This is a genomic window from Methylobacterium sp. Leaf108 (assembly GCF_001423265.1).
In the GTDB taxonomy this organism is placed as follows: domain Bacteria; phylum Pseudomonadota; class Alphaproteobacteria; order Rhizobiales; family Beijerinckiaceae; genus Methylobacterium.
Genome location: NZ_LMND01000004.1, coordinates 25,357 through 46,984 on the forward strand (window position 1 = coordinate 25,357; position 21,628 = coordinate 46,984).

The window sequence follows — 21,628 nt, forward strand, 5'->3', positions numbered from 1 at the left end:
TCGTGAGAGGAGCGCCACCGTCCGCCTCCGTGCACCGGGGCTGCAAGGAGTCGACGTGAATCATCGGGAGACATCCGGCGCAGCGGTTCGGGAAGCGGAAGGGCTGACGGCGCTCTGGTATACCGCCGTCGGACAAGCCGAGCTGCGACACGAGGTTCCGGCTGCGCCTGAGCCCGGCGCGGTTCCCGTCGAGACCCTGTGGAGCGGCATCAGCCGCGGTACGGAACGCCTCGTCTTCGAGGGACTCGTGCCCGAGACCCTGTACGACCGCATGCGTGCCCCGGCCCAGGAGGGGCAGTTCCCCTTCCCCGTCAAGTACGGCTACTGCGCCGTCGGGCGGATCGCGGCCCCTGACGCGGCCGGCACCGGCCTCGTCTTCGCGCTGCAGCCGCACCAGGACCAGTTCTTCGCGCAGGCCGCCGACCTGTGCCCGATCCCCGCCGGGGTGCCGCCGCGCCGGGCGGTGCTGGGCGCCAACATGGAGACCGCCCTCAACGCGGTCTGGGATTCGGGCGCCGGCCCCGGCGACCGCATCGCCGTCGTCGGCGCCGGCGTGGTCGGCCTGCTCGTGGCCTATCTCGCGGCCGGCATCGTCGGCTGCGAGGTCACGGTGATCGACGTGCTGCCCGAACGGGCCGCCGTCGCCGAACGGCTCGGCGCCGCCTTCGCGCGTCCCGCCGACGCCCGGCCCGGCGAGGCCGACGTGGTGTTCCACGCCAGCGCCAGCCAGGACGGGCTCGCCCTGGCCCTGACGCTCGCCGGCGACGAGGCCCGGGTGGTGGAGCTGAGCTGGTACGGCGCGCGCAGCGTCGCCGCACCGCTGGGCCTCGATTTCCACGTGCGGCGCCTCAGCCTGGTCTCGAGCCAGGTCGGCCGGGTCTCGGCCTCGCGCCGGCCGCGCTGGAGCTACGCCCGCCGGATGCACAAGGCCATGGGCCTCCTGGCCGATCCGCGCCTCGACGCGCTCATCACCGGCGAGGTCGCCTTCGCCGACCTGCCCGAATCCCTGCCGCGCCTGCTGGCCGCCGGCGCGCCGGGCCTCTGCACCGTGGTGCGCTACGCCCTCTGAGCACCGTCACCAACCCCGAGGACACCCTGCATGTACGCCATCGAAGTCCGCGAGCACGTCATGATCGCCCACAGCTTTCGCGGCGACCTGTTCGGGCCGGCCCAGGCGCTCCACGGCGCCACCTTCGTCGTGGACGTCGCCTTCTACCGCACCAGCCTCACCGAGGACGGGGTGGTGGTGGACATCGGCCGGGCCGGCGAGGCGCTCAAGCGCATCCTGGCGCCGATCAACTACACGAACCTCGATACGCTGCCGCAGTTCGCCGGCATCAACACCACCACCGAGTTCCTGTGCGGGCACATCCACGGGGCGATGGCGGCGGCGGCGCGGGCCGGCGACCTCGGCCCCGGCGGCGAGGGCGTCGAGCGCCTGCGCGTGACCCTGCACGAATCCCACATCGCCCGGGCCTGGTTCGAGGGCCCGGTGGCGCCGTGACCGCGGTCTCCTTCCTCGTCCCCGGGGATCTGGCCACCCCCACCGGCGGCTACGCCTATGCCCGGCGGCTCCTCGCCCATCTGCCGGCGCAGGGGGTGGAGGTCATGGCCGTCTCGCTGCCGGGGTCGTTCCCGCACCCGAGCGAGGCCGACCTCGCCCTCACCGCCCAGGTCCTGGCGGCGACGCCGCGCGGCAGCGTGCTGCTCGTCGACGGTCTCGCCTACGGCGCCCTGCCGCCGGCCGTCCTCGCCCTGGCGGGGACGCGCCCGGTCGTGGCCCTCGTCCACCATCCCCTCGGCCTCGAGGCGGGGCTGAGCGCCGAGGCGGCCGCCCGCCTCGTCGCTGTCGAGCGCGCCGCCCTGGCGCTGGCCGCCCGCGTGGTGGTGACGAGCCGCTTCACCCGCGCCCTGCTGGTCTCCGATTTCGGGGTGCCGGCCGCGCGCATCGCGGTGGCCGAGCCCGGCACCGACCCGGCGCCCCGCGCGCCCGGCGGCGGGACGCGAACCGTGCAGCTCCTCGCCATCGGCGCGGTGACCCCGCGCAAAGGCTTCGACCATCTGGTCGCCGCCCTTGCGGGCCTGGCCGGCCTCGACTGGCACCTCACCATCGCCGGGGCCTGCGACCGGGCGCCCGGGCATGTTGCCGACGTCCGCCGGGCCATCGCCGCCGCCGGGCTCGAGGCGCGGATCACGCTGGCCGGCACGGTCTCGGCGGCCCGCCTCGACGCGCTCTACGCGCAGGCCGACCTCGTGGTCTCGCCCTCCCTGTTCGAGGGCTTCGGAATGGCGCTGGCCGAGGCCCTCGCCCGCGGCCTGCCGGTGGTGGCGTCCACCGGCGGGGCCGCCGCCGAGACCGTGCCCGATGCCGCCGGGCTGAAGGTGGCGCCGGGCGACGTCGCCGCCCTCGCCGACGCCCTCCGGGCGATGATCGCCGATCCCGCCCGGCGCCGGGCGGCGGCGGAGGCCGCCTGGGCCGCCGGCGAGGACCTGACCCGCTGGCCCGACACGGCGGCCATCGTCGCCGCGACCCTGAGGGAGGCCCGAGCCTGATGCGCAACACCGACATCCGGTTTTCCGGACCCATCGTGCGACCCCCGGGAGATCCCGCATGACCGGCTTCAGCAGCGAATGGCTCGCCCTGCGCGAGCCCGCCGACCACGCCGCCCGCGACGCCGGCCTCGTGGCCGACCTGGGGCGGGCGCTGCCAGCCGACCGGGAGATCGGAATCGTCGATCTGGGCTGCGGCACCGGCTCGAACCTGCGCGGGCTCAGTCCTCGCCTGGGACCACGCCAGTCGTGGCGGCTCGTCGACCACGACCCGGCCCTGCTGGCGGCCGCCCGCACCGCCCTCCTCGCCTGGGCCGACCGGGCCGCGACCGACGGCGAGACCCTCGTCCTGGAGAAGGGTGCCGCCCGCCTGCGGGTGACCTTCGCGGCCCTCGACCTCGCCGCCGGGCTCGGGTCAAATCTTGGATCCGGTCTCGGATCAGGTCTTGGATCCGATCTTGGCGCAGCCCTCGATCCCGCCCCGGATCTCGTCACGGCCGCGGCCCTGTTCGACCTCGTCTCGGCGGAGTGGGTCGCCGGGTTCGTCGAGGCCGTCGCGCAGACCGGGGCGGTCTTCTACACCGCCCTCAGCTACGACGGCACCGAGACCTGGGCGCCGCCGCACGCAGCCGACGCCGCCGTCCATGCCGCCTTCCTGGCACACCAGGGGATCGACAAGGGTTTCGGGGCGGCCCTGGGGCCGGGCGCCACGGCGGCGCTGGCGCAGGAGTTCGGCCGCCACGGCTACGGCGTCGCCACCGCGCCGAGCCCCTGGGACCTCGGCCCCGGCCACGGCGCCCTGGTCCGCATGCTCAAGGACGGCAAGGCCGCGGCGGTGGCCCAGACCGGCCGCGTCGGTGCGGACGCCCTCGCCGACTGGACCGCCGCCCGCGGCCGCCCGGAGACCACGGCGCGCATCGGCCACGCCGATCTGTTGGCGATCCCGCCCCGGTAGGGCGGTGGCTCGTCCGGCTGGGTCGGGCCGCCGCGCCGGTCCCTACCGGCTCGCCAGCATGCGGCGCAGGGTGCCGTCGCGGCGCACGAGGTGGTGATGCAGGGCGGCCGCCGTGTGGAGGGCGACCAGGGCCACGAGGGCGAAGGCCGCCACGGTGTGGACGCCGAGGATGCGCTCGCCCACCGGCATGCCCCCTGAGATCGGCAGGGTCAGCGGCACCGACCAGAACAGGTTCACGGGGGCGCAGCAGGCCGAGGTGCCGGCCCAGCCGAGCAGCGGCACCAGCACGATCAGCCCGTAGAGGGCGGCGTGCGACACGCCCGCCGCCCGCCTCTGCCAGGTCGGCAGCCCCGCCTCGGCGCCGGGTGCGCCCCGCGACAGGCGAACCAGGACGCGGGCCGCCACCAGGGCCAGGGCCACGAGGCCGAAGGACTTGTGCCACTCGTAGAGCTGGTTCTGCAGCGCCCCCTCGCCGACGTTGGTCATCGCCAGCGCGAGCGGCACCTGGACGAGGATGAGCAGCGCGATGCCCCAGTGCAGCGCCTTCTGGCTCGTGGAATAGGTCGCGGGTCGGGTCGTCTCGGGTCGGGTCGTGGGTGCCGTCATGGGGCGGGTCCTCCTTCGGCGCGGCGGCGCAGGTCGCAGTCGAACAGAACCTCGCCCCCGCCCAGGCGATAGCTCGTGGTCGCCGGCCGCATCGCCTCGTTCAGGGCGACGATGGGCCGAAGGTCGAGGCCGTTGCGGCCCGACCCCATCAGCATCGGCGCCACCATCAGGTGGAGCCGGTCGATCGCGCCCGCGTCGATGAAGGCCGAGACGGTGCGCGCACCGCCCTCGACGAGGATTCGCGCGAACCCGAGTCTCCCGAGGCGGGCGACGATGGCCAGTGGACAGAACGCCGCCTCTGCCTCCATCCGCACGGCCTCGACCCCTGGTGGCACCGCCGCACCCGGCCGGCAGACGACGACCCGGCGCGCGCCGTCCTCCGCCAGGCAGCGGGCCGTGGAGGGCATCCGGCCGGAGGGGTCGATCACCACCCGGGCCGGGCTCGCCCCCGCGACGCGGCGCACGGTGAGGAGCGGATCGTCGGCGAGGACGGTGCCGATGCCCACCACCACCGCGTCGACCCGGGCGCGGACCCGGTGGAGATGGTCGAGGGCCGGGCACAGGTTGATGTACTTCGAATCGCCCGAGGGCGTCGCGATGCGCCCGTCCAGCGATTGGCCGAGTTGCGCCAAGACGAAAGGACGCTGCGATGTTCCCGCCGCGAACGGCGCGAAGAGGGTCCATGACGCCGCACCCATGTCATCGGCGTCGGCGCGCAATACATCAGGCGCAGCCGAGGGCGGACGGGACGGATCGCAAACACCGTCCGGACTCGTCACGCTCGCCATCACTCGTGTCCCGTCGTCGTTCGTCGTCGGGCCGTGGAACCAGAGGTCATCGATGCCCACGACGTGCCAGGATGTAGATCGCAGGGACGCTTCCGAACAGGTGGCCGTCGAGCGCGCGATCGCGGAATTGCGCGCCGGCCGTCCGGTCGCCGTCCTCGGGGCGAGGCCCGCCCTCGTCGCCTGCGCCGAAACGGTGGACGCGGCCCTGGCCGCCTTCCTCTCCGGGCTGGATGCGCCGGTGCACCTGGTGCTGCCGGCCCCGCGCCTGCGCCGGCTCGGGCTGCCCGAGCGTGCCGGTGCCGGCATCGTCCACCTCACCGCCGTCGAGCCCGAGCGGATCGCCCGGCTGGCGTTGCGGGTGGATGCCCGCATCGACGCCCCCGTGGCCTCGGCCACCCCCTTCGACGAGAGCGCCCTCGACCTCGCCCGCGCCGCCCTGATGCTGCCCGCCGTGGTGGTGGTGCCGCTCGCGGATGCGGCGGCCGTGCCGGCCCATCTCCTCACCCTCGACGAGGCGGCGATCGCCGCCTACCGCGGTGTCGGCGTGCGCATCGTCAGCCGCGCTCCGGTGCCCCTGGAGGGCGCCCTCGACAGCGAGTTCGTGGTGTTTCGCGGCGGCGACGGCCTGCGCGACCAGGTGGCGATCGTGGTCGGGCGGCCCGACCTGTCCGCGCCGGTGGCGGTGCGGCTGCATTCGGCCTGCCTCACCGGAGACCTGTTCGGCTCGCTCAAGTGCGATTGCGGCGACCAGCTGCGCGGCACTATCCACCGCATGTCCGAGACCGGCGGCGGCATCCTCCTCTATCTCGACCAGGAGGGCCGCGGGAACGGACTCGCCAACAAGATCCGCGCCTACGACCTCCAGGCCTGCGGCTTCGACACCTACGAGGCCGACGAGGCGCTCGGCTACGGGGTCGACCAGCGCCGCTACGATTTCGCCGCCGCGATGCTGCGCGGCCTCGGGGTGAACCGGGTGCAGGTGGTGAGCAACAACCCCGCCAAGATCGCGGCCCTGGCCGCGGCCGGGCTCGACGTGGTCGGCTCGCAGCGCAGCCTCGGCCGCGTCACCGCGCAGAACCTCACCTACCTCACGGTCAAGCGCGACCGCACCGGCCACGCGCTCGGCCGCGACATCGCCGAGCGCCTGGAGGCCACGGTGACGTGAGGGCCTGGCCCGCCGGTGCCGCTTTCCAGCCCTCGCGCAGACGGCCATAGGGTCGGGGCCCGCCGCGCGCGTCGAGGCCCGGCCCGGGCCTTCGCGAGAGGCGATGACGGAGACCGGCGATGATCCTGCGACGTGATGCGACCCTCGCCCTGGCGGCGATCGCCTGCATCGCCCTGCCCGCCCGGGTGCTGCCGGCCACGGCCGGCGGCGCGACCTGGGTGCTGCCGGCCGCGGCCGGCAGCGCGACCTGGGCGGTCGAGGGCAAGCTGTTCGGGGAGCCGAAGAAGGACAGGGCCAAGCCGGGCCGGGTCGACAAGGACGACGTCAAGAAGTCCACCGACGTGAGCGGCCTCGCCTGCGCCACCACGGTCGGCTTTCCGCGCACCTGCCTGATCGCCGACGATCAGGCCCAGGGCGTGCAGATCGTCATCCTCGAGGACGGCCGGCTCCTGGCCGGCGACTTTATCCGCCTGACCGACGAGACCCATGGCGACAGGGCCCTCGACCTCGATGCGGAGGCCGTCGCCTACGCCGACGGCCTGTTCTACGTCGTCGGCTCGCACGGCCGGCCGCGGCACACCGACGGCGGCTCCGACGACCCGAGCAGCAACGCCAGGGCGGCGGCATCGCGAAAGCTGTTCCGCCTGCGGATCGACCCGGCCGCGGTCGACGCCAGGGGACGGTTGACGGGACCGGTGGCGGTCACGGCCTCCACCGCCCTGCCCGGCCTCCTGGCCGCGGAGCGGGCGCTCCTGTTCGACCAGCCCCTCAAGAAGGACGGCCTCAACATCGAAGGCGCGGCGGTGAAGGGCGGCCGGCTCTATGCCGGGTTCCGTGGCCCCCTCGTCGGCGGCAGGGCGGCGATCCTGTCCGTGCCCCTCGGCGTCCTGTTCGAGGGCGAAATCGGCAAGGCCGAGGTGACGACCGTCGACCTCGGTGGCGCACGCGGGGTGCGCGACCTCGTCACCTTCGGCGACGCCTTCCTCGTCCTCGCCGGCCCGGTGCAGGACCCGGCCGACGGCAGCGTCGCCGACGGGGATTACGCGGTCACGTGGTGGGACGGGGCGGGACGTACCAAGAGCCTCGGCGCCGTTCCCTCCCTCGGCCCCAAGGTGAAGCCGGAGGCGCTCCTGCCCCTCGGCGAGGCCGACGGCCGGCTGCGGCTCCTGGTCCTGTTCGACGGCCCCGACGAGGGGGGCCCGCGCGTCGTCGAGGTCGACGCCCCCTGACGATCCCGCCCGGCGGGGAGAGGACGAAGGGCGGCAGGACCGATACCGATCCGGCCGCCCCGGTCGCGCGATCCCCCGGGAGGGATCAGCCATGGCCTACCATTGGTAGCGGATGCCGGCCCGGCCGCCGCCGCCGAGCAGGTCCTCGCCGATGCGGTAGTCGGCCCTCAGGAAGCCGGACAGGCCGGTGGTGAGGTTGAGGAAATTGATCGAGGCCTGGATCTCGCCCCGCGCCTTGTTGACGTTGGTGAGGCCCGTGAGGCGGGTGCCGCCGCCGAAGGTGGCGGTGGTGCCGGACTCGGTGAAGACGTTGTAGACGAGGCCGGTGATGCTCGGCTCGACCCGGATGTTGTCCTGCACGAACTCGGTTCCGAGCCGGGCGCCGATGCGGCCGCGGAAGGCGTCGCCGTCCTGCAGCGGCACCGCGTTGGCGGCGAGCACCGGCGTGCGGTCGAACACCGTCGACACGTATTCGAGGCCCGCCGTCGGCTCGATGTAGAGGGCGTTGGGCAGGTCGAACCGGTAGCCGATGTTGCCCAGCACGTTGTAGTTCTGCAGGCCGGTCGACTGGCGCACGCCCGGCGCGGTGATGTCGAGGCCGAGCAGGTCGGTCTTGAACAGCGTGTCGGCGAAGAAGCCGCCCTTCAGGTAGGTGGCGTAGGCGCCCACCGTGCCGCCGTCGTAATCCTGGCGGCCCGCCTGCTGGTTGAGGCGGACGTTGGCGGTGGTGTAGCCGCCCATGACGCCGAGGATCAGGCCGTCGTCCGGCGCGGTGACGCCGCTGATGACCACGTCGGCGCCCGCCAGCAGGCCGCCGGTGGCCTGGCTGTAGCCGAGGTCGCGCCCGAAGTTGGCGCCCCCGAAGGTGAGGGTGCTGAAGCCGGTGCGGCGCTCCATGTCGCCGAAGGCGCGCGCCCAGACGGCGGGCTTGACGTTGCTGGGCGGGGCCGGCGCCACGATCCTGGGGGCGATCGGGTCCTTGCTCACCAGGGCCGCGTATTGGCCGAGCGGCGCGTATTGCGTCATCTGCGGCAGGGCCGGGGCCGGGGCCGAGCCGGCGGCGGCGCGCTGGGCGTCGCCGCGGATCTGGGTGACGCGGTCGAGGATGGCGGTGCCGCCCTGGAAGGCGATGCTCTGGGCGGCCAGGACCGCCGTGGTGCCGGATTGGCCCACCGCGCTGGGCACCGTGACGAGGGAGACGGTGCTGCCGCCTTCCGTGCCGAGGGCGCCGGTGAGCAGCGCCACGTCGAGGGCGCCGAAGCTCTGGACGTTGGCGATGCCGAAGGCGCCGGGGCTCACCGCCCCGTTGACCTGCACGAGCACCGGCGAGGTGGTGAAGGCCTGCCCCGGCGTGAGGTTGAGGAGGTTGAGGCCGGTGGTGCCGCCGGCGCTTCCGGTGATCACCAGGCGGTCCGAGGAACTGGTCTGGGTCGAGACGTCGAGGTTCACCCGGCCGTTCTGGCCGACGTAGTTGCCGTTGATGGTGAGGCTGTCGCCGGCCCGGCCGTTCTGCAGGTCGATCGTGCCCGCGTTGGTGAAGGTCGCCGCCGAAACGGCGGAGGCGCCGCTCGCCCGTACCACGCCCGAGGCGTTGGTGAAGCTCGACAGGCCGGCCAGGGTCACGTCCGGACCGAGGTTGACGATGCCGGCGTTGGTGAGGCTGCCGCCGCCGAAGGTGCTGGTGCCGAGCGGGTTGAAGATCCCCGAGGTGTCGTTGCCGAAGCTCGACCCGGCCGAGAGGGCGACGCGGCCGGCGATCGTGCCGGCGTTGACGACCTGCGTCGCGCCGCGGCTGGCCGTGGTGTCGATCGCCAGGGCGGCGTCGACGAGGCCGGAGTTGTAGACGGTCAGGGCACCGACCGCCGGGGGGACCAGCCCCTGGGCGGTGGCGTCGAGGACGGCCGCGTCGATGCCGACCGACGCGGTGACGGTGCCCGCGTTCACGACCGTGACGGCACCGCCGACGGTGCGGGCGTAGATGCCGGCCGTGCCTGCGGGCACGAAGCGCGCGAAGTCGCTCGGCAGCGTCGCCAGCTGCGCCGTGCTGACCTGCGTCGGCAGGGTCGCGTCCTGGGTGAGGGTGCCGCGGTTCGTGATCGTGACGGGGCCGAACAGCCCGCCGGCGGCGAGACCGAGCTTGCCGAAGGTCACCTGCCCGGAGTTGGCCACCCCGACGCCCGCGCGGGAACCGGCGGCGATGCCCACCGTCGCACCCTGGATCACCCCGTCGTTCGTCGCCACCGCGTTGCCGCGGGTGGAGCCGGCGGCGATGCCGATGGGCGCCGTGAGGGTGCCGGCGTTGGCGACCTCGACCGAGCCGGTCCCGGCCCGCGCCACGATGGCGGCGGTGCCGGCCTCGATGGTGCCCGCGTTGGCGACGGTGGCCGAGCCGGCGCCGCCCTGGGTCTCGACCCGGATACCGGCGCCCGCCGCCGATACGATGCGGGCGCTCGAATCGACGGTGACGGCGACGTTGCCGCCCTGCGAACCGCCGGCCGTCGCCGCCATCACCAGCAGCGCGTCCTGCCCGGCCGCGGCGGTGATGGTGGTGTTCTGCAGGACGTTGAGGGTGAGCGCCCCGGTCGGCGTGTAGAAGATGCCGCCGCCGTAGACCCCGCGCGGACCGCAGTTGGCCAGCGTCGTGGTCGAGGCGTTGTCGCCGGCCGAGCAGAGCCGGGCGAACAGGACGCCGCCGTTGCGGACGGGGAACAGGAACTGGCCCGGGGCGCCGCCGTTCGACGCGGTGGCGAGGGCGAAGGGGCTGCCGTCGAGGTAGTAGCCCGGCACCAGCGCGCCCGGCAGCTGGTAGTAGGTGCCGTCGACGCCGGTGCCGGCCGAATAGCCCACGGCCGCGGAGGTGCCGCCCAGGCCGTTGGTGCCGCCCGAGGCGTCGCCGGTCTCGAACTGGATGCTGCGGTAGTTGTAAGTGATGTCGAAATTGCCGGCGCCCGTGTCGGAGCGCTCCGTCAGCACCACCTGGAAGGTGTTGAGCTTGTCGGCCTTCGACGCGAAATAGCCCACGGCCGGCCAGGTCGCACCGAAGGCGGTGCGGCCGGCATAGGTGCCGGTGCCGTAGGCGGTGACGCCGCTGGCGGCATTGGTGGTGTCGATGTCGGCGAAGAACGGCGCGATGATGGGGGCGCCGCGATAATCGGCGTCGAGTCCGGTGGGCGTGTAATCGCTGAGCGGCCGGCCGAAGGTCACGTTGCCGTTGTTGTTGACGTAGATCTGCGTGTAGTTGCCGCCGAAGAAGTTGGCCGTGAAGGGCAGCGTCACCGGACCGCTGGAATTGTCGTCCCCGCGCGGGACCTGGGTCTGGTCGAAGCCCGGCGCGATGCCCTGCGCGGTGGCCTCGGATGCCGTCACCAGCGCCATCGCCAAGGGCAGGACCGCCAGGGATACGCCTGCGAGAAGGCTGGCCCGCAAGGCGCTCCGACGCGAGGCCGATCGGTCGGCGCGTCCGCCCGGTGCGGTAATGGCGTGAGAATGCATTGTCTGGTGCCCTTTGACCTCGCCAAGACTGTACAGCCAGGTATCCGGATTTGGGTGACGAAACGCCTTAACGATTCTAAACCACCTTGAATTTCGAAGGTATGTTGCCATGGTGCCACAAACGCTGTCCCGCCGGGCGAAGACAGAACTTGAGCCGGCCCCGGAAATTCCAACGCAGTCGTTTCGGCGGAGGGTTGCGTGCGAAGACCGGCGAACACCACGCCGACGCCAGCCGTGCGGTGCCGAGACCCTGAGGGCCGCGGCATGATTCGCAATCGGCGATTCGGGGACGCGGGCAATTCCGGCGCGAACGCCGGCCGACCGTCTCCGGTGCGTCGTGCCATTTCCGATGGATCACTCGTACCATTTCCGGGTGATCACTTCGTGATGCGGAAATGGGCTTCGCTCAGGCGCTGCGCGGGCGTGCCGATCCGGCCACCGCGGTCATCGAGCGCTGGCCGTATCAGGGCATCCGGCTCATGGCGCGGACCGCGCCGATCTCGGCGGGCGTGACGCTCGGGGCCGAGGAGGCGGTGGCGCGCACCGGGGCCGAGCGGGTGTAGGTGGACAGGGCCGGCACCTTCGGGGCGGCGCGCACCGGCGCCACGATCTTGTAGGTGGGCCTGGGAGCCGGACGGGCGGCCTCGCGCGGAGCCGGGCGCACGACCTCGCGCGGAGCGGGGCGGCGGACCTCCCGCTCCACCGGCGGCGCGACGACCTTGCGAGCCGGCCGGACATCCTCTTCGATCTCCGCCGGGCGCGCCGCCTTGCGGATGCGCGGGGCCGGGTCGACCGCCACCGGGGCCGCCTTGCGCGGCAGGCAGACGCTGTCGCTGAGCACGGTGCCGTTCGGGCAGGTCACCTTCACGCAGACCTCGCCCTGCTGCTCGCTGCCGGTGGGGCAGATCATCGGGCAGATCCGGCCGCTGTAGCTGTTGAGATCGTCCAGGGTGAGCTGGTCGGGCAGGGTCGAGGCGATGCGGATGGAGCGGTTGGGGCCGTTGCCGGTCAGCTCGGCCTTGGCCTGATCCGTCTTGGCCTGATCCGTCTTGGCCTGATCCGTCTTGGCCCGATCGGCGCGCTTGGCGGCGGCGTAGAACCGGTCGAGGGCCGCCATCGAGTGCCGGCCCCACGAGGCCTCCGGCGGCTCGGTGTAGCAGCCGAGTTCGGTCAGGCGGCGCTGGACCGCGCGCTGGACCTCGCCCGGGTTGCCCGGAACCGTCGCCTTGACGTCGCCGATCTCCTTGAGGTCGAGGCTGGCATAGGCGGTGTGGGGCAACTTGGCGGTGTCGGCCTGGGAGGCGGGCGCCCGGTCGGCGGGCGCCCGGTCGGAGGGGGCGACCACGGCCTTGGCCGCGTCCATGGACAGGGCAAAGCCCCCGGCGGCGGCGACCGGCTCGACCGCCGCGATCCTGGAATCCACCACGGCCGCCATGCGGACCGCCTCGGCGTCCGCCGCCAGACGAGCCTGCTCTTGCCGGACCTGCTCTTGCCGGACCTGTTCTTGCCGAACCGCGGCGACCTGAGCCGCCGCCTCGGAGGCGATGCGCAGTTGATCGGCGCGGGCGGTCTCTTCCCGGCGCGACTGCTCGGCGGCGGCGACCCGTGCGGCCTCCTCGCGGCGCGTCTGTTCGATCGCCGCCAGCCGGGTGGCCCTCTCGGCGTCCGCCCTGGCCTGTTCGATTCTGGCCTGTTCGGCCTTGGATTGCTCGATTCTGGCCTGCTCGGCTCTCGCCTGTTCCTGCCGGGCGGCCTCGTCGCGGCGCTGCTGTTCGGCGGCGGCCACGCGCGCGGCTTCGGCCTTCGCCTGATCCAGGCGGGCCGCGTCCTCGCGGCGCTGGCGCTCGGCGGCCGCGACCTGTGCAGCGGCGACCTGTGCGGCCGCGACCTGTGCGGCCGCGACCTGTGCGGCCTTCTCGGCCTTGGCCTGCTCCTGCCGGGCGATCTCGTCGCGACGCGCCTGCTCGAGGGCGGCGAGGCGGGCGGCCTTCTCGGCCTCGACACGGGCCTGTTCGATCTTGACCTGTTCGATGCGCGCGGCCTCGTCGCGGCGCTTCTGCTCCAGGGCAGCCAGGCGGGCGGCCTTCTCGGCATCCGCGCGGGCCTGGTCGATCCGGGCCTGTTCCTGCCGCGCCAGCTCCACGCGGGCAGCCTCGTCGCGGCGCGCCTGCTCGGCGACGGCGAATTGGGCGGCCTTCTCGGCCTCGATCCTGGCCTGTTCGACGCGCGCGGCTTCGTCCCGGCGCTTCTGCTCGGCGGCGGCCAGACGCGCCGCTTTCTCCGCCTCCGCTTTGGCCTGTTCCTGGCGGGCGAGGCGCGCGGCCTCTTCCCGGCGCAGGATCTCGGCGGCGGCGAGGCGGGCGGCCTTCTCGGCGTCCAGGCGGGCCTGCTCCTGCCGGGCGCGCTCCTCGCGCCGGATCGCCTCGCGGCGGGCCTCCTCGTCCTGCCGCTGGGCCATCAGGCGGGCGAGCTCGGCCTGATTCTGCTCCTCCTCGCGGCGCGACTTCTCCATGCTGAGGCGGGCCTGCTCGCGGTGGTTCTGTTCCTCCTCGCGGCGAGCCCAGAGCTGCCGCTCCTGGGCGCGGCGCTCCTCCTGGCGGCGGTTCTCGGCCTCCTGCTCGGCGTAGCGGGCCTGGTTCTCCAGGAGCTGGATGCGGATGCGCGCCGCATCGGCGAGGAAGCTCGCCGGGAACTTCTCGATGAAGGCGGAGAGGTCGGCCACCACGTTGCTGTTGCGCAGGCGGCTCCAGGCCTGGGAGTCGGTCTCGGCCCGGTTGAGGAACACCTCGTCGGCGTAGGAGCGCGAGAACTCGGGCAGCTGCTTGCCCTGCGTCGCCTTCTTCACCGCCACCGCCACCCGCTGGAACACCTGCCCGACCTCGAGGCCGGATTCGGCCAGGGACTTGGCCAGCGCCTCGGCGTAGGGGCTGTTGCGGCCCTGGCCGTCGAAGGCGACCTGGTTGGACTGCGTGGCGTAGGCGATGATCAGGCCGTCGCGGCCCACCACCCGGGCGAGCCCGGTGCCGCTGCCGCGCTTGACGCCCTCGGTGAGCGGCAGGTTGCGGCAGGCGTCGAGGATCATGATCCGCGCGCCGCGGGAGTTGTCGAGGGCGCCGATGACGCTGTCGACGGAGATCGTCTCGAACGGGATGTCGAACCCGTCCTTCAGCTGCGCGTCCGTCGGCACCAGGAAGTTCTGGTTCTGGTACTGCAGGCCGTGGCCGGCGTAGTAGACCACCGCCGTCTCGGCGTCGCTCGCCGCGCGGGAGAACTGCGCCAGCCGCCGGTCCATGTCGCGCTTGCTGAGGTCGCGACCCTCGATGACCGTGAAGCCGATCTGCCGGAGGACGGCGGCGATGTCTTCGGCGTCGTTGCTCGGGTTGTCGAGCTTGCCGAAGCTGGCGTAGGCGGCATTGCCGATGATCAGGGCGACGCGCTTGCCGGTCTGGGTCTGCGCAACCGCCGCCGATGCCCACATCGTGAGCAGGAGGACGAACAGCGCTGGCAGCACCTTCTTCATGGGCCTCATCAGTACACGCCGGGTCGCACGCCGATCAAGTGACCGGGCGCACCGCCAAGAGATTTCCGCGGCCCGCGCCGGCGCCGATTCACCCGAACATTGAATTGCCACGGAGGATCGGCCGCCAAACCGGAGTCATCGTTGCAACGGCGCCGCCCAACACATCATAAGATCGGCTTGGCGAAAGCGCGGCGGTGGTGGAATCTGTCGCGTGATTCGCATGCGCTCCGCATCGACGAGGTTGGGGAAGACGCATGGTCGAAGACCCGTGGTCGTAGTCCGATGACGATCCGCCCCGCCTGGATCGCCGCCTCCGGCCTCGCCGTGGCCGTGGCCGCGGCCGCGGCGTGGCCGCTCCTGACGGGCGTCCTGGCGGGGCATGTCCGGGACCGGCTGGCCCGCGAGACGGGGCTGGACTGGCGGATCGGGTCCGTCGCGCTCGGAGCGGGCCCGAGCCTCGTGCTGTCCGACGTCGGCGCCGGGCGGGCGGGCGCCGGCCTCGGGCTCGACGTCCGCAAGGTGCATCTCTCCGGGCCGTTCGCCCTCGTCATGGGCGGGGCCGGGGCGCTGCGGGTGCGGGTCGAGGAAGCCCGCCTGCGGCTGCCCCTCGACGGGGAGCCGGCCACGCCCCGGGCGGGCGGCGAGGGGCAGCCGGGGCTCTCGGCCCTCGCCGGCAGCGCCAGGATCGAGGCCTTCGACCTGTCCGCGGACGGGCGCAGCCTGTCGGTGGCGATACCGGCCGCCGACCTCACCCTCGATCTCGATTCGGGCCCGGCGCCGGCGGGGGCAACCTACCGGCTCGATCTCGACGCCGGCGGCCATCGCCTGGCACTGGCCCTCGATCCCCCCGCCGGATCGGGCCGGCCGCTGCGCCTCACCCTCGAACCGGGCGGCCCCTCCGGCCGCCGTGGCACGATCGCGGGCAGCCTGCGTCTCGAGGGCCGCCGGGTCGCCCTCGACCGCCTCACGGGCACCCTCGACGGTGCGGCTCTCTCGGGCGCCCTGCTCTGCGACCTGCCGGCGGGCGCCTCCGCCAAACCGCGGATCGCGGCGGACCTGCGCCTCGACGCCCTCGCCCTGGCGCCGGAAGGATCCTCCACCCGGGCGCCCGCCGGCCTCACCGTGCCCGTCCCGGTCGGCATCCTGCCCGATCCGCGCTGGTTCGCGGCCGTGGAGGGCGAGGGCCGCATCGCGCTCGGGCGCCTCGTCCTCGGGCCGGCCCGGATCGAGGGCGTCGCCGTCACCGCCAAGGTGGGCGCGGGCGTCCTCGAGGCCGGGCTCGCGGCGGCCCGGGCCTACGAGGGGACGCTGAAGGTCCGCTACGCCCTGGCACCGGCCGGAACCGCGGGCCGTCACCGCCTGGGCCTCACCCTGACGCAGGGGCAGGTCCGCCCCCTGCTCGGCGACCTCCTCGGGATCGCCGCCATCGACGGGCGCCTCACGGCGAGCCTCGACATCGAGGCCGTGGCCGCCCGCCCCGAGGACGTCCCGCGCGCGGCCACCGGCTCGGCGGACATGAGCGTCACCGACGGCACCCTGGAGGGCTCGGAGCTCCTCGCCGTCCTCGCCTCCCTCGGGCAGGAGCGGGGGAGCGCGGCCACCCGCTTCAGCTATCTCGGCGGGCGCCTGCGCATCGCGCAGGGAACCGGCGTCACCGAGGGGCTGTCCCTGCGCTCGCCGCTGATCGAAGCCGGCGGCAGCGGCAGCCTCGATCTCGTGGGCCAGACCCTGGACCTCACCTTCCAGCCCAGGGTCACGCCCCAGCGCGGGCGCCGGCCCGGCCGCGGGCTCTCCGTCCCGGTGCGGGTGACGGGGCCCTGGCGGGACCCCGCGGTCTCCGCCGACATGGCGGGGCTGCTCGACGATCCGGCCGGCGCGATGGAGGCGTTGCAGGACCTCGGGACCGGGCTGTTGGGCGGCCCAAGTGCCACCGGCGGCCCAAGTGCCACCGGCGGCGGCCAAGGCGCCACCGGCGGCGAACTCGGCGGCTTCCTCGACGCCATCCTCCCAAGGTCGCGCCCGGACGCCCCCGTCCCGCGGCGACGCTGAAACCTTCACGATCGAGATCTCCAGGATCATGACGATGCCTCATCCCCGGTCCCCGGGTCGCACCCGCCTCGCCGCCGTCGCGGGCCTCCTGCTCGGCCTCCCCCTCGGCTTGGCCCAGGAAACGAGCGCTCAGGAATCGAGCGCTCAGGAGGCGCGGTCGCCCTCGGGCCTGTCGGTGAGCGTGCGCGCCGCCCGCGGCGTCTGCTTTTCCGACCGGGTCGAGGTCACCGGCGTGCTGGTGGCGCGCCAGGAGGTCGACGTCGGCCCCGAGCGCGAGGGCCTGAAGGTGACGCAGGTGCTGGTCGAGCCCCTCGAGAAGGTCGCCGCCGGCCAGTCCCTGGCCAACCTCGGCCCGATGGAAGGGGTGCCCGGCACCGGGACGACGGTGCGCTCGGGGGTCGCCGGCACCGTCCTGCGCAGCGAGGCCCGCGTCGGATCGCCGGTGTCGCCGCGCCAGGAGCCCCTGTTCCGCATCATGGCCGGCGGCGAGGTCGACCTGCAGGCGGACGTGGCCCTGGCCGACCTGCCCAAGCTCGCGGCCGGGCAGGCGGTGACGATCGCGCCCCTGGGCCTTGCCGACGTCGCCGGCCGGGTCCGCCGGGTCGACCGCGGCATCGATCCGGCGAGCCAGCTCGGGCGGGCCCGCATCGCCCTGGCCGCCACCGACGCCGCCCTGCGGGTCGGCACCTTCGCCCGCGGGGTGATCGTGCTGGCCGAGCGCTGCGGCATCGGCGTGCCCTATTCCGCGATCCAGTACGAAGCCGACGGCACCATCGTCCACACCGTCGAGGACGACCGGGTGGTGACCCGCCAGGTGACCACCGGCCTGCTGTCGGGCACCGACGTCGAGATCCTGACGGGGCTCACCGAATCGGACACGGTGGTGGTGCGGGCCGGCGCCTTCCTGCGCGACGGCGACAGGGTCAACCCGATCCTGCGGCGCGAGCCGGCCGGCGGTTCCGGGCCGCGCTGAGCCTCATACCCAATCGCGATGAGACCGACCTATCGGTCGAACTCATCGCGGTTCGGCGGACGCCCGCCGCCGCGCAGTCGCGCGGGCAGACCTCGCTGGGTCGGGCTCATTGGGGGTCTGGCATCAGGCGCCCGCCCCCGGCCCGCCGGGCGCCGGGGCATGCGCCTCGGTCCCGGCGGCGGTCTTGTGCGGCCGGTCGACCAGCCCCGCGATCCTCCGGCCGAGGCGGGTGAAGAGGTCGCCGACCCGGGCGACCACGACGAACATCGCCGGCACGAAGATCAGCGACAGCAGCGTCGAGAAGATCAGGCCGCCGATGATGGCGATGGCCATGGGCGAGCGGAACTCGCCGCCGATGCCGAAGGCCAGGGCCGAGGGCAGCATGCCGGCGACCATGGCGATGGTGGTCATGACGATCGGCCGCGCCCGCTTGCGGCCGGCATCGATGATCGCCTCGTCCCGCGGCATGCCGTGGCGGATCGATTCCACGGCGAAGTCGATGAGCATGATCGCGTTCTTCGTCACGATGCCCATCAGCATCAGGATGCCGATCCACACCGGGGTCGTGAGCTGCTTGCCGCTGATCATCAGGGCGATGACGGCCCCGCCCAGCGACAGGGGCAGCGAGAACAGGATGGTCAGCGGCTGCAGGAACGACCCGAACAGCAGCACCAGCACCGCGTAGACCATCATCAGGCCACCGCTGATCGCCTGGGCGAACCCTTCCGAGAGCTCGTTGAGGCTCTCGGCGTCGCCCGACTGGCTGATGGTCACCCCCTTGGGCAGGGACTTCATCACCGGCAGCGCGTCGATGCTCTTGAGGGTGTCGCCCAGCGCCGCCGAGCCGAGGAGGTCGGCCTCGACGCTGGCCTGGCGCTGGCGGTCGTAGCGGCTGATGTTGGTGGGCCCCTGCTGGAAGTCGAGGTCGGCCACCGCCGAGAGGGGGATGCTGCCGCCCCGCCCCATCGGCACCCGCAGCTGTTCGAGGACGTTGCGGTTGAGCCGGGCGCGGTCGTCGAGCTGGACCCGGATCGGGATGAGCCGGTCGCCGGCGTCGAACTTGGCCAGCGCCGGCCCGACGTCGCCGATGGTGGCCACGCGGATGGTCTCGGCCAGGAGCTCGGGGGTCACCCCGAGGCGGGCGGCCAGATCGAGGCGGGGCCTGATCTGCAGCTCGGGCCGGTCGAGGGTGGTGCCCGAGATCACGTTGGCGACGCCGGGGATGCGGCGCATCTGGCCGGCGAGCTCGTTGGCGACGTTGGCGACGATGCGCGGATCGAACCCGCGCACCACCAGCGCGATGGCGCGCAGGCCGTTCTCGTCCACGAAGTAGTAGCGGATGTCGGGCACCTGGCGCAGGCGCTTGCCGATCTCCTGCTCCAGCTCGCGCTGGGTGATCGAGCGGTCGGCCTTGGGCGTGTAGTTGACGATGAGCGAGGCGCGCCGGAACTCGGTGGGCTCCCTGGGCACGCGGCCGCCGTCCACGAACACGCTGCGCACCTGCGGCAGGGCGCGGATGGCGGTGACGATCTCCTCGGTGGTCGCCTCCGTGTCGGTGAGCTGCGAGCCCGGCGGCAGTTCGAGCGCCATCACCGAGCGCGAGGTGTCCTGCGCCGGCAGGAAGCCCTGGGAGAGCAGGCCGAGGCTGGCGATGGAGGCGGCAAAGAAGCAAAAGCCGATCAGCACCGTCACCAGCGACCAGCGCACCGAGAGGGTGACGAGGCGGGTGTAGGCGCGCAGGATCGGGCCCGGCGGCTTCTCGGGCTTGGTGTGCGGCTTCATGAGGTAGGCCGCCAGCATCGGCGTCACGAATCGCGCCGCCAGCAGCGAGAACAGCACCTGCACCGCCACCGTGATGCCGAACTGCTTGAAGAACTGCCCGGCGATGCCGGACATGAAGCTCGCCGGCGCGAAGATCGCGATGATGGTGAGGCTGATGGCGATGACCGCGAGCCCGATCTCGTCGGCGGCCTCGGAAGCCGCCTGCAGGGCGGGTTTGCCCATGCGCATGTGGCGCACGATGTTCTCGATCTCGACGATGGAATCGTCGACGAGGATGCCCGTGGAGAGGGTGATGGCGAGGAAGCTCACGAGGTTGAGCGAGAACCCGAGCATGTCCATCGCCCAGAAGGCGGGGAAGATCGACAGCGGCAGCGAGACCGCGACGATCACCGTGGCGCGCAGGTCCCGCAGGAACAGGAACACGATGATGACGGCCAGGATCGCCCCTTCGAACAGGGTGTGGATCGCCGCGTCGTAGTTGCCGAGGGTGAACTCCACCGAGGAATCGATGAGCGTGAGGTCGAACTCCGGGTTCTCGGCCCGCAGGGTGTCGACGCGGGTCTGCACGGCTTTCGCCACCACCACGTCGCTGGCGCCCTTGGCCCGCTTGATGCCCACCGCCACCACCGGCTCGCCGTTGAGGCGGGCGAAGGTGCGCCGGTCGGCGATGGTGTCGGTGACGATGCCGAGATCGATGAGCCGGACCTCGCCGCCGGTGGGCAGGGCGATCATCACGCCGGCCAGTTCGTCGATGGTCTTGGCCGCCGCCAGCGTGCGGATCGCCTGGTCGCGGCCACCGATCTCGGCCCGGCCGCCGGTGACGGTGACGTTGGTGCCGCGCAGGCGCCGGCTCACGTCCACCGCCGAGAGGCCGAAGGCCTGGAGCCGGTCGGGATCGAGGGAGACCAGCACCTCGCGCGAGACGCCGCCGATGATCTCGACCTGCGCCACCCCCTTCACGTCCTGCAGCGAGGACTTGACGGTGTTCTCCATGAACCAGGAGATCTGCTCCGGGCTCTTGCCCGGCGCACGCGCCGCATAGGTGACGATCGGCAGGCCGACCACGTCGACCCGCTGGATCAGCGGCTCCTGCACGCTCTGGGGCAGGTCGGAGCGGATGCGGGTGATCGCGTCCTTGACGTCGTTGAGGGCCCGGTCGGTGTTGGTCTCGAGCCGGAAGGCGATGGTGGTGACCGAGAGGCCGTCGGTGATCGAGGAGGCGATGTGGCGCACGCCCTCGACGCCGGAGACGCCGTTCTCGACGACCTTGGTGACCTGCGTCTCGATCTCGGCGGGGGCCGCGCCGAACTGCGTCACCACCACCGAGATCAGCGGGATGTCGGCGCTCGGCAGGCGCGTGATCGGCAGCCGGACGAAACTCGCCCAGCCCAGCGCCAGCAGGATGATCGAGAACACGATGGACGGCAGCGGCCGCTTGATCGCCAGCGAGGAGACGTTGAGCGACATTCAGCGGTTCCTACCGTCGTTCTTGCCGTCGTTCTTGCCGGTGTGACTGCCCGCGTTCTTGCCGTCGTCCCGGCTCACGACCGGCGTGACGCGGTCGCCCGGCCGCACGGCGGTGCCGGCATCGACCACCACGAGCTCCCCCTCGGCGAGGCCGTCGCGGATCTGGATGGTGGTCTCGTCGGACAGGCCGGTGCGGACCCGGCGGCGCTCGACCTTGGTGCCGTTGAGGATCTGCACGCTGGTGACGCCGTTCTGGTAGACCACCGCCGAGCGCGGCACCGACAGGCCGCAGTCGCGCGCGGTCTCGAGGACGGCGCTGGCGAACTGGCCCGGGCGCAGGGCCGAGGCCGGCTCGATCGTGAGGCGGGCGCGGCCGAGCTGCGAGGCGGGGTCGACCTCGCTCACCGGCACGCGGACGGTGCCCTTGGCCTCCAGGCCGGGGCCGTAGACGATGCGGGCCGCCGTGCCGGTGCGGATCTTGGTGGCGTAGGGGCTCGGCACGTCCACGAGCAGGTCGATGCCGCCCTCGCCGGTGATGCGCACCTGCGGCTCGGGCACGCCGCCGGGGCCGGTGGGCATCGCCGCGCTCGTGGCCATGCCGACGCGGGCGGTGACGCGGGTGACGGTGCCGGCGATGGGCGCGCGGGCGCTGACGCCGGCCGGGCGTCCCTGCGACGCACCGCCCTCCTCCGCGCCGAGGAGGGAGGCGCGCAGAACCTCCTGACCGCTCGTCACCCTGTCGCCCTCGGCGACGAGGACCTGGGTGATGCGGTAGCCGTCCAGCGCGAGGCTGGTGCCGCTCTCCTCGCGGGCCAGCGCGAACCCGGTGATCCGGATCTGCTCCTGAATGCAGGCCTGGCCGGCACGGATGCCGATGACGGTGGTGCCCTCGGGCGTGCTCTCGGCCCGGGCGGCCGACGTCGCCAGGGCGAACAGGCAGAGCCCGAGCGCGATTCGCGCGACCCCTCCGCCAGGGCCCGGGACACTCCCGCCCCGCCCGGGACGACACGCGACGCTGGAGGATTGCACGGTCGGGTCCGGCCTTGTGCGAC

Annotated in this window: 14 protein-coding genes; 8 read left to right on the forward strand and 6 right to left on the reverse strand. The window is 73.2% G+C overall.

The window, feature by feature from the left end; genetic code table 11:
• Positions 1–142: 142 nt before the first annotated feature.
• Genes ASF39_RS04965 through ASF39_RS04980 form a run of 4 tightly spaced genes read left to right on the forward strand, consistent with a single transcriptional unit; the run spans position 143 to position 3,505 of the window.
• On the forward strand, positions 143–1,069 hold the full coding sequence (locus ASF39_RS04965; RefSeq protein ID WP_244472281.1) for a zinc-binding alcohol dehydrogenase: 927 nt from the start codon (positions 143–145) through the stop codon (positions 1,067–1,069).
• A gap of 30 nt (positions 1,070–1,099) precedes the next feature.
• The gene (locus ASF39_RS04970) at positions 1,100–1,504 is read left to right on the forward strand and encodes a 6-carboxytetrahydropterin synthase (RefSeq protein ID WP_056281543.1); all 405 of its coding nucleotides are present in this window, start codon (positions 1,100–1,102) and stop codon (positions 1,502–1,504) included.
• The gene (locus ASF39_RS04975) at positions 1,501–2,553 is read left to right on the forward strand and encodes a glycosyltransferase family 4 protein (RefSeq protein ID WP_056281545.1); all 1,053 of its coding nucleotides are present in this window, start codon (positions 1,501–1,503) and stop codon (positions 2,551–2,553) included. The genes ASF39_RS04970 and ASF39_RS04975 overlap by 4 nt, the downstream gene beginning before the upstream one ends.
• 58 nt (positions 2,554–2,611) lie before the next feature.
• On the forward strand, positions 2,612–3,505 hold the full coding sequence (locus ASF39_RS04980) for a hypothetical protein (protein ID WP_056281548.1): 894 nt from the start codon (positions 2,612–2,614) through the stop codon (positions 3,503–3,505).
• A gap of 42 nt (positions 3,506–3,547) precedes the next feature.
• Here ASF39_RS04980 and ASF39_RS04985 read toward each other — a convergent pair whose 3' ends face one another.
• Complete coding sequence (locus tag ASF39_RS04985; protein WP_056281551.1) at positions 3,548–4,111, reverse strand: cytochrome b; 564 nt, start codon at positions 4,109–4,111, stop codon at positions 3,548–3,550.
• Entirely contained in the window at positions 4,108–4,743 is a 636-nt protein-coding gene (locus tag ASF39_RS04990) for a RibD family protein (protein ID WP_244472277.1), read from the reverse strand. Before ASF39_RS04990 ends, ASF39_RS04985 begins: the two co-directional genes overlap by 4 nt.
• Positions 4,744–4,951: 208 nt before the next feature.
• Here ASF39_RS04990 and ribA point away from each other — a divergent pair, with 208 nt between their 5' ends.
• Together ribA and ASF39_RS05000 are read left to right on the forward strand one after the other, a co-directional pair.
• Positions 4,952–6,064 carry a GTP cyclohydrolase II RibA gene (ribA, locus tag ASF39_RS04995; protein WP_056281556.1) on the forward strand — a complete coding sequence of 371 codons (1,113 nt, stop codon included), beginning with the start codon at positions 4,952–4,954 and terminating at the stop codon, positions 6,062–6,064.
• 119 nt (positions 6,065–6,183) lie between these two features.
• On the forward strand, positions 6,184–7,293 hold the full coding sequence (locus ASF39_RS05000) for a DUF3616 domain-containing protein (RefSeq protein WP_056281559.1): 1,110 nt from the start codon (positions 6,184–6,186) through the stop codon (positions 7,291–7,293).
• 96 nt (positions 7,294–7,389) lie between these two features.
• Here the strand turns inward: ASF39_RS05000 and ASF39_RS22520 are convergent, their stop codons facing one another.
• Both ASF39_RS22520 and ASF39_RS21825 read right to left on the reverse strand, forming a co-directional pair.
• Entirely contained in the window at positions 7,390–10,719 is a 3,330-nt protein-coding gene (locus ASF39_RS22520) for an autotransporter outer membrane beta-barrel domain-containing protein (protein WP_056281562.1), read from the reverse strand.
• A gap of 529 nt (positions 10,720–11,248) precedes the next feature.
• Positions 11,249–14,305 (reverse strand): caspase family protein, encoded by a 3,057-nt coding sequence (locus tag ASF39_RS21825; protein WP_056281583.1) that lies wholly within the window; start codon positions 14,303–14,305, stop codon positions 11,249–11,251.
• A gap of 282 nt (positions 14,306–14,587) precedes the next feature.
• Between ASF39_RS21825 and ASF39_RS05015 the strand changes: the two genes are divergently transcribed.
• A complete protein-coding gene (locus ASF39_RS05015) occupies positions 14,588–16,354 on the forward strand; it encodes an AsmA-like C-terminal region-containing protein (protein ID WP_056281584.1) in 1,767 nt (588 codons plus the stop codon).
• Between the two features lie 34 nt (positions 16,355–16,388).
• The gene (locus tag ASF39_RS05020) at positions 16,389–17,327 is read left to right on the forward strand and encodes an efflux RND transporter periplasmic adaptor subunit (RefSeq protein WP_082494382.1); all 939 of its coding nucleotides are present in this window, start codon (positions 16,389–16,391) and stop codon (positions 17,325–17,327) included.
• A gap of 123 nt (positions 17,328–17,450) precedes the next feature.
• Here the strand turns inward: ASF39_RS05020 and ASF39_RS05025 are convergent, their stop codons facing one another.
• Both ASF39_RS05025 and ASF39_RS05030 read right to left on the reverse strand, forming a co-directional pair.
• On the reverse strand, positions 17,451–20,576 hold the full coding sequence (locus ASF39_RS05025) for an efflux RND transporter permease subunit (RefSeq protein WP_056281590.1): 3,126 nt from the start codon (positions 20,574–20,576) through the stop codon (positions 17,451–17,453).
• Positions 20,577–21,605 (reverse strand): hypothetical protein, encoded by a 1,029-nt coding sequence (locus ASF39_RS05030; protein WP_056281593.1) that lies wholly within the window; start codon positions 21,603–21,605, stop codon positions 20,577–20,579.
• Between the last annotated feature and the right edge of the window lie 23 nt (positions 21,606–21,628).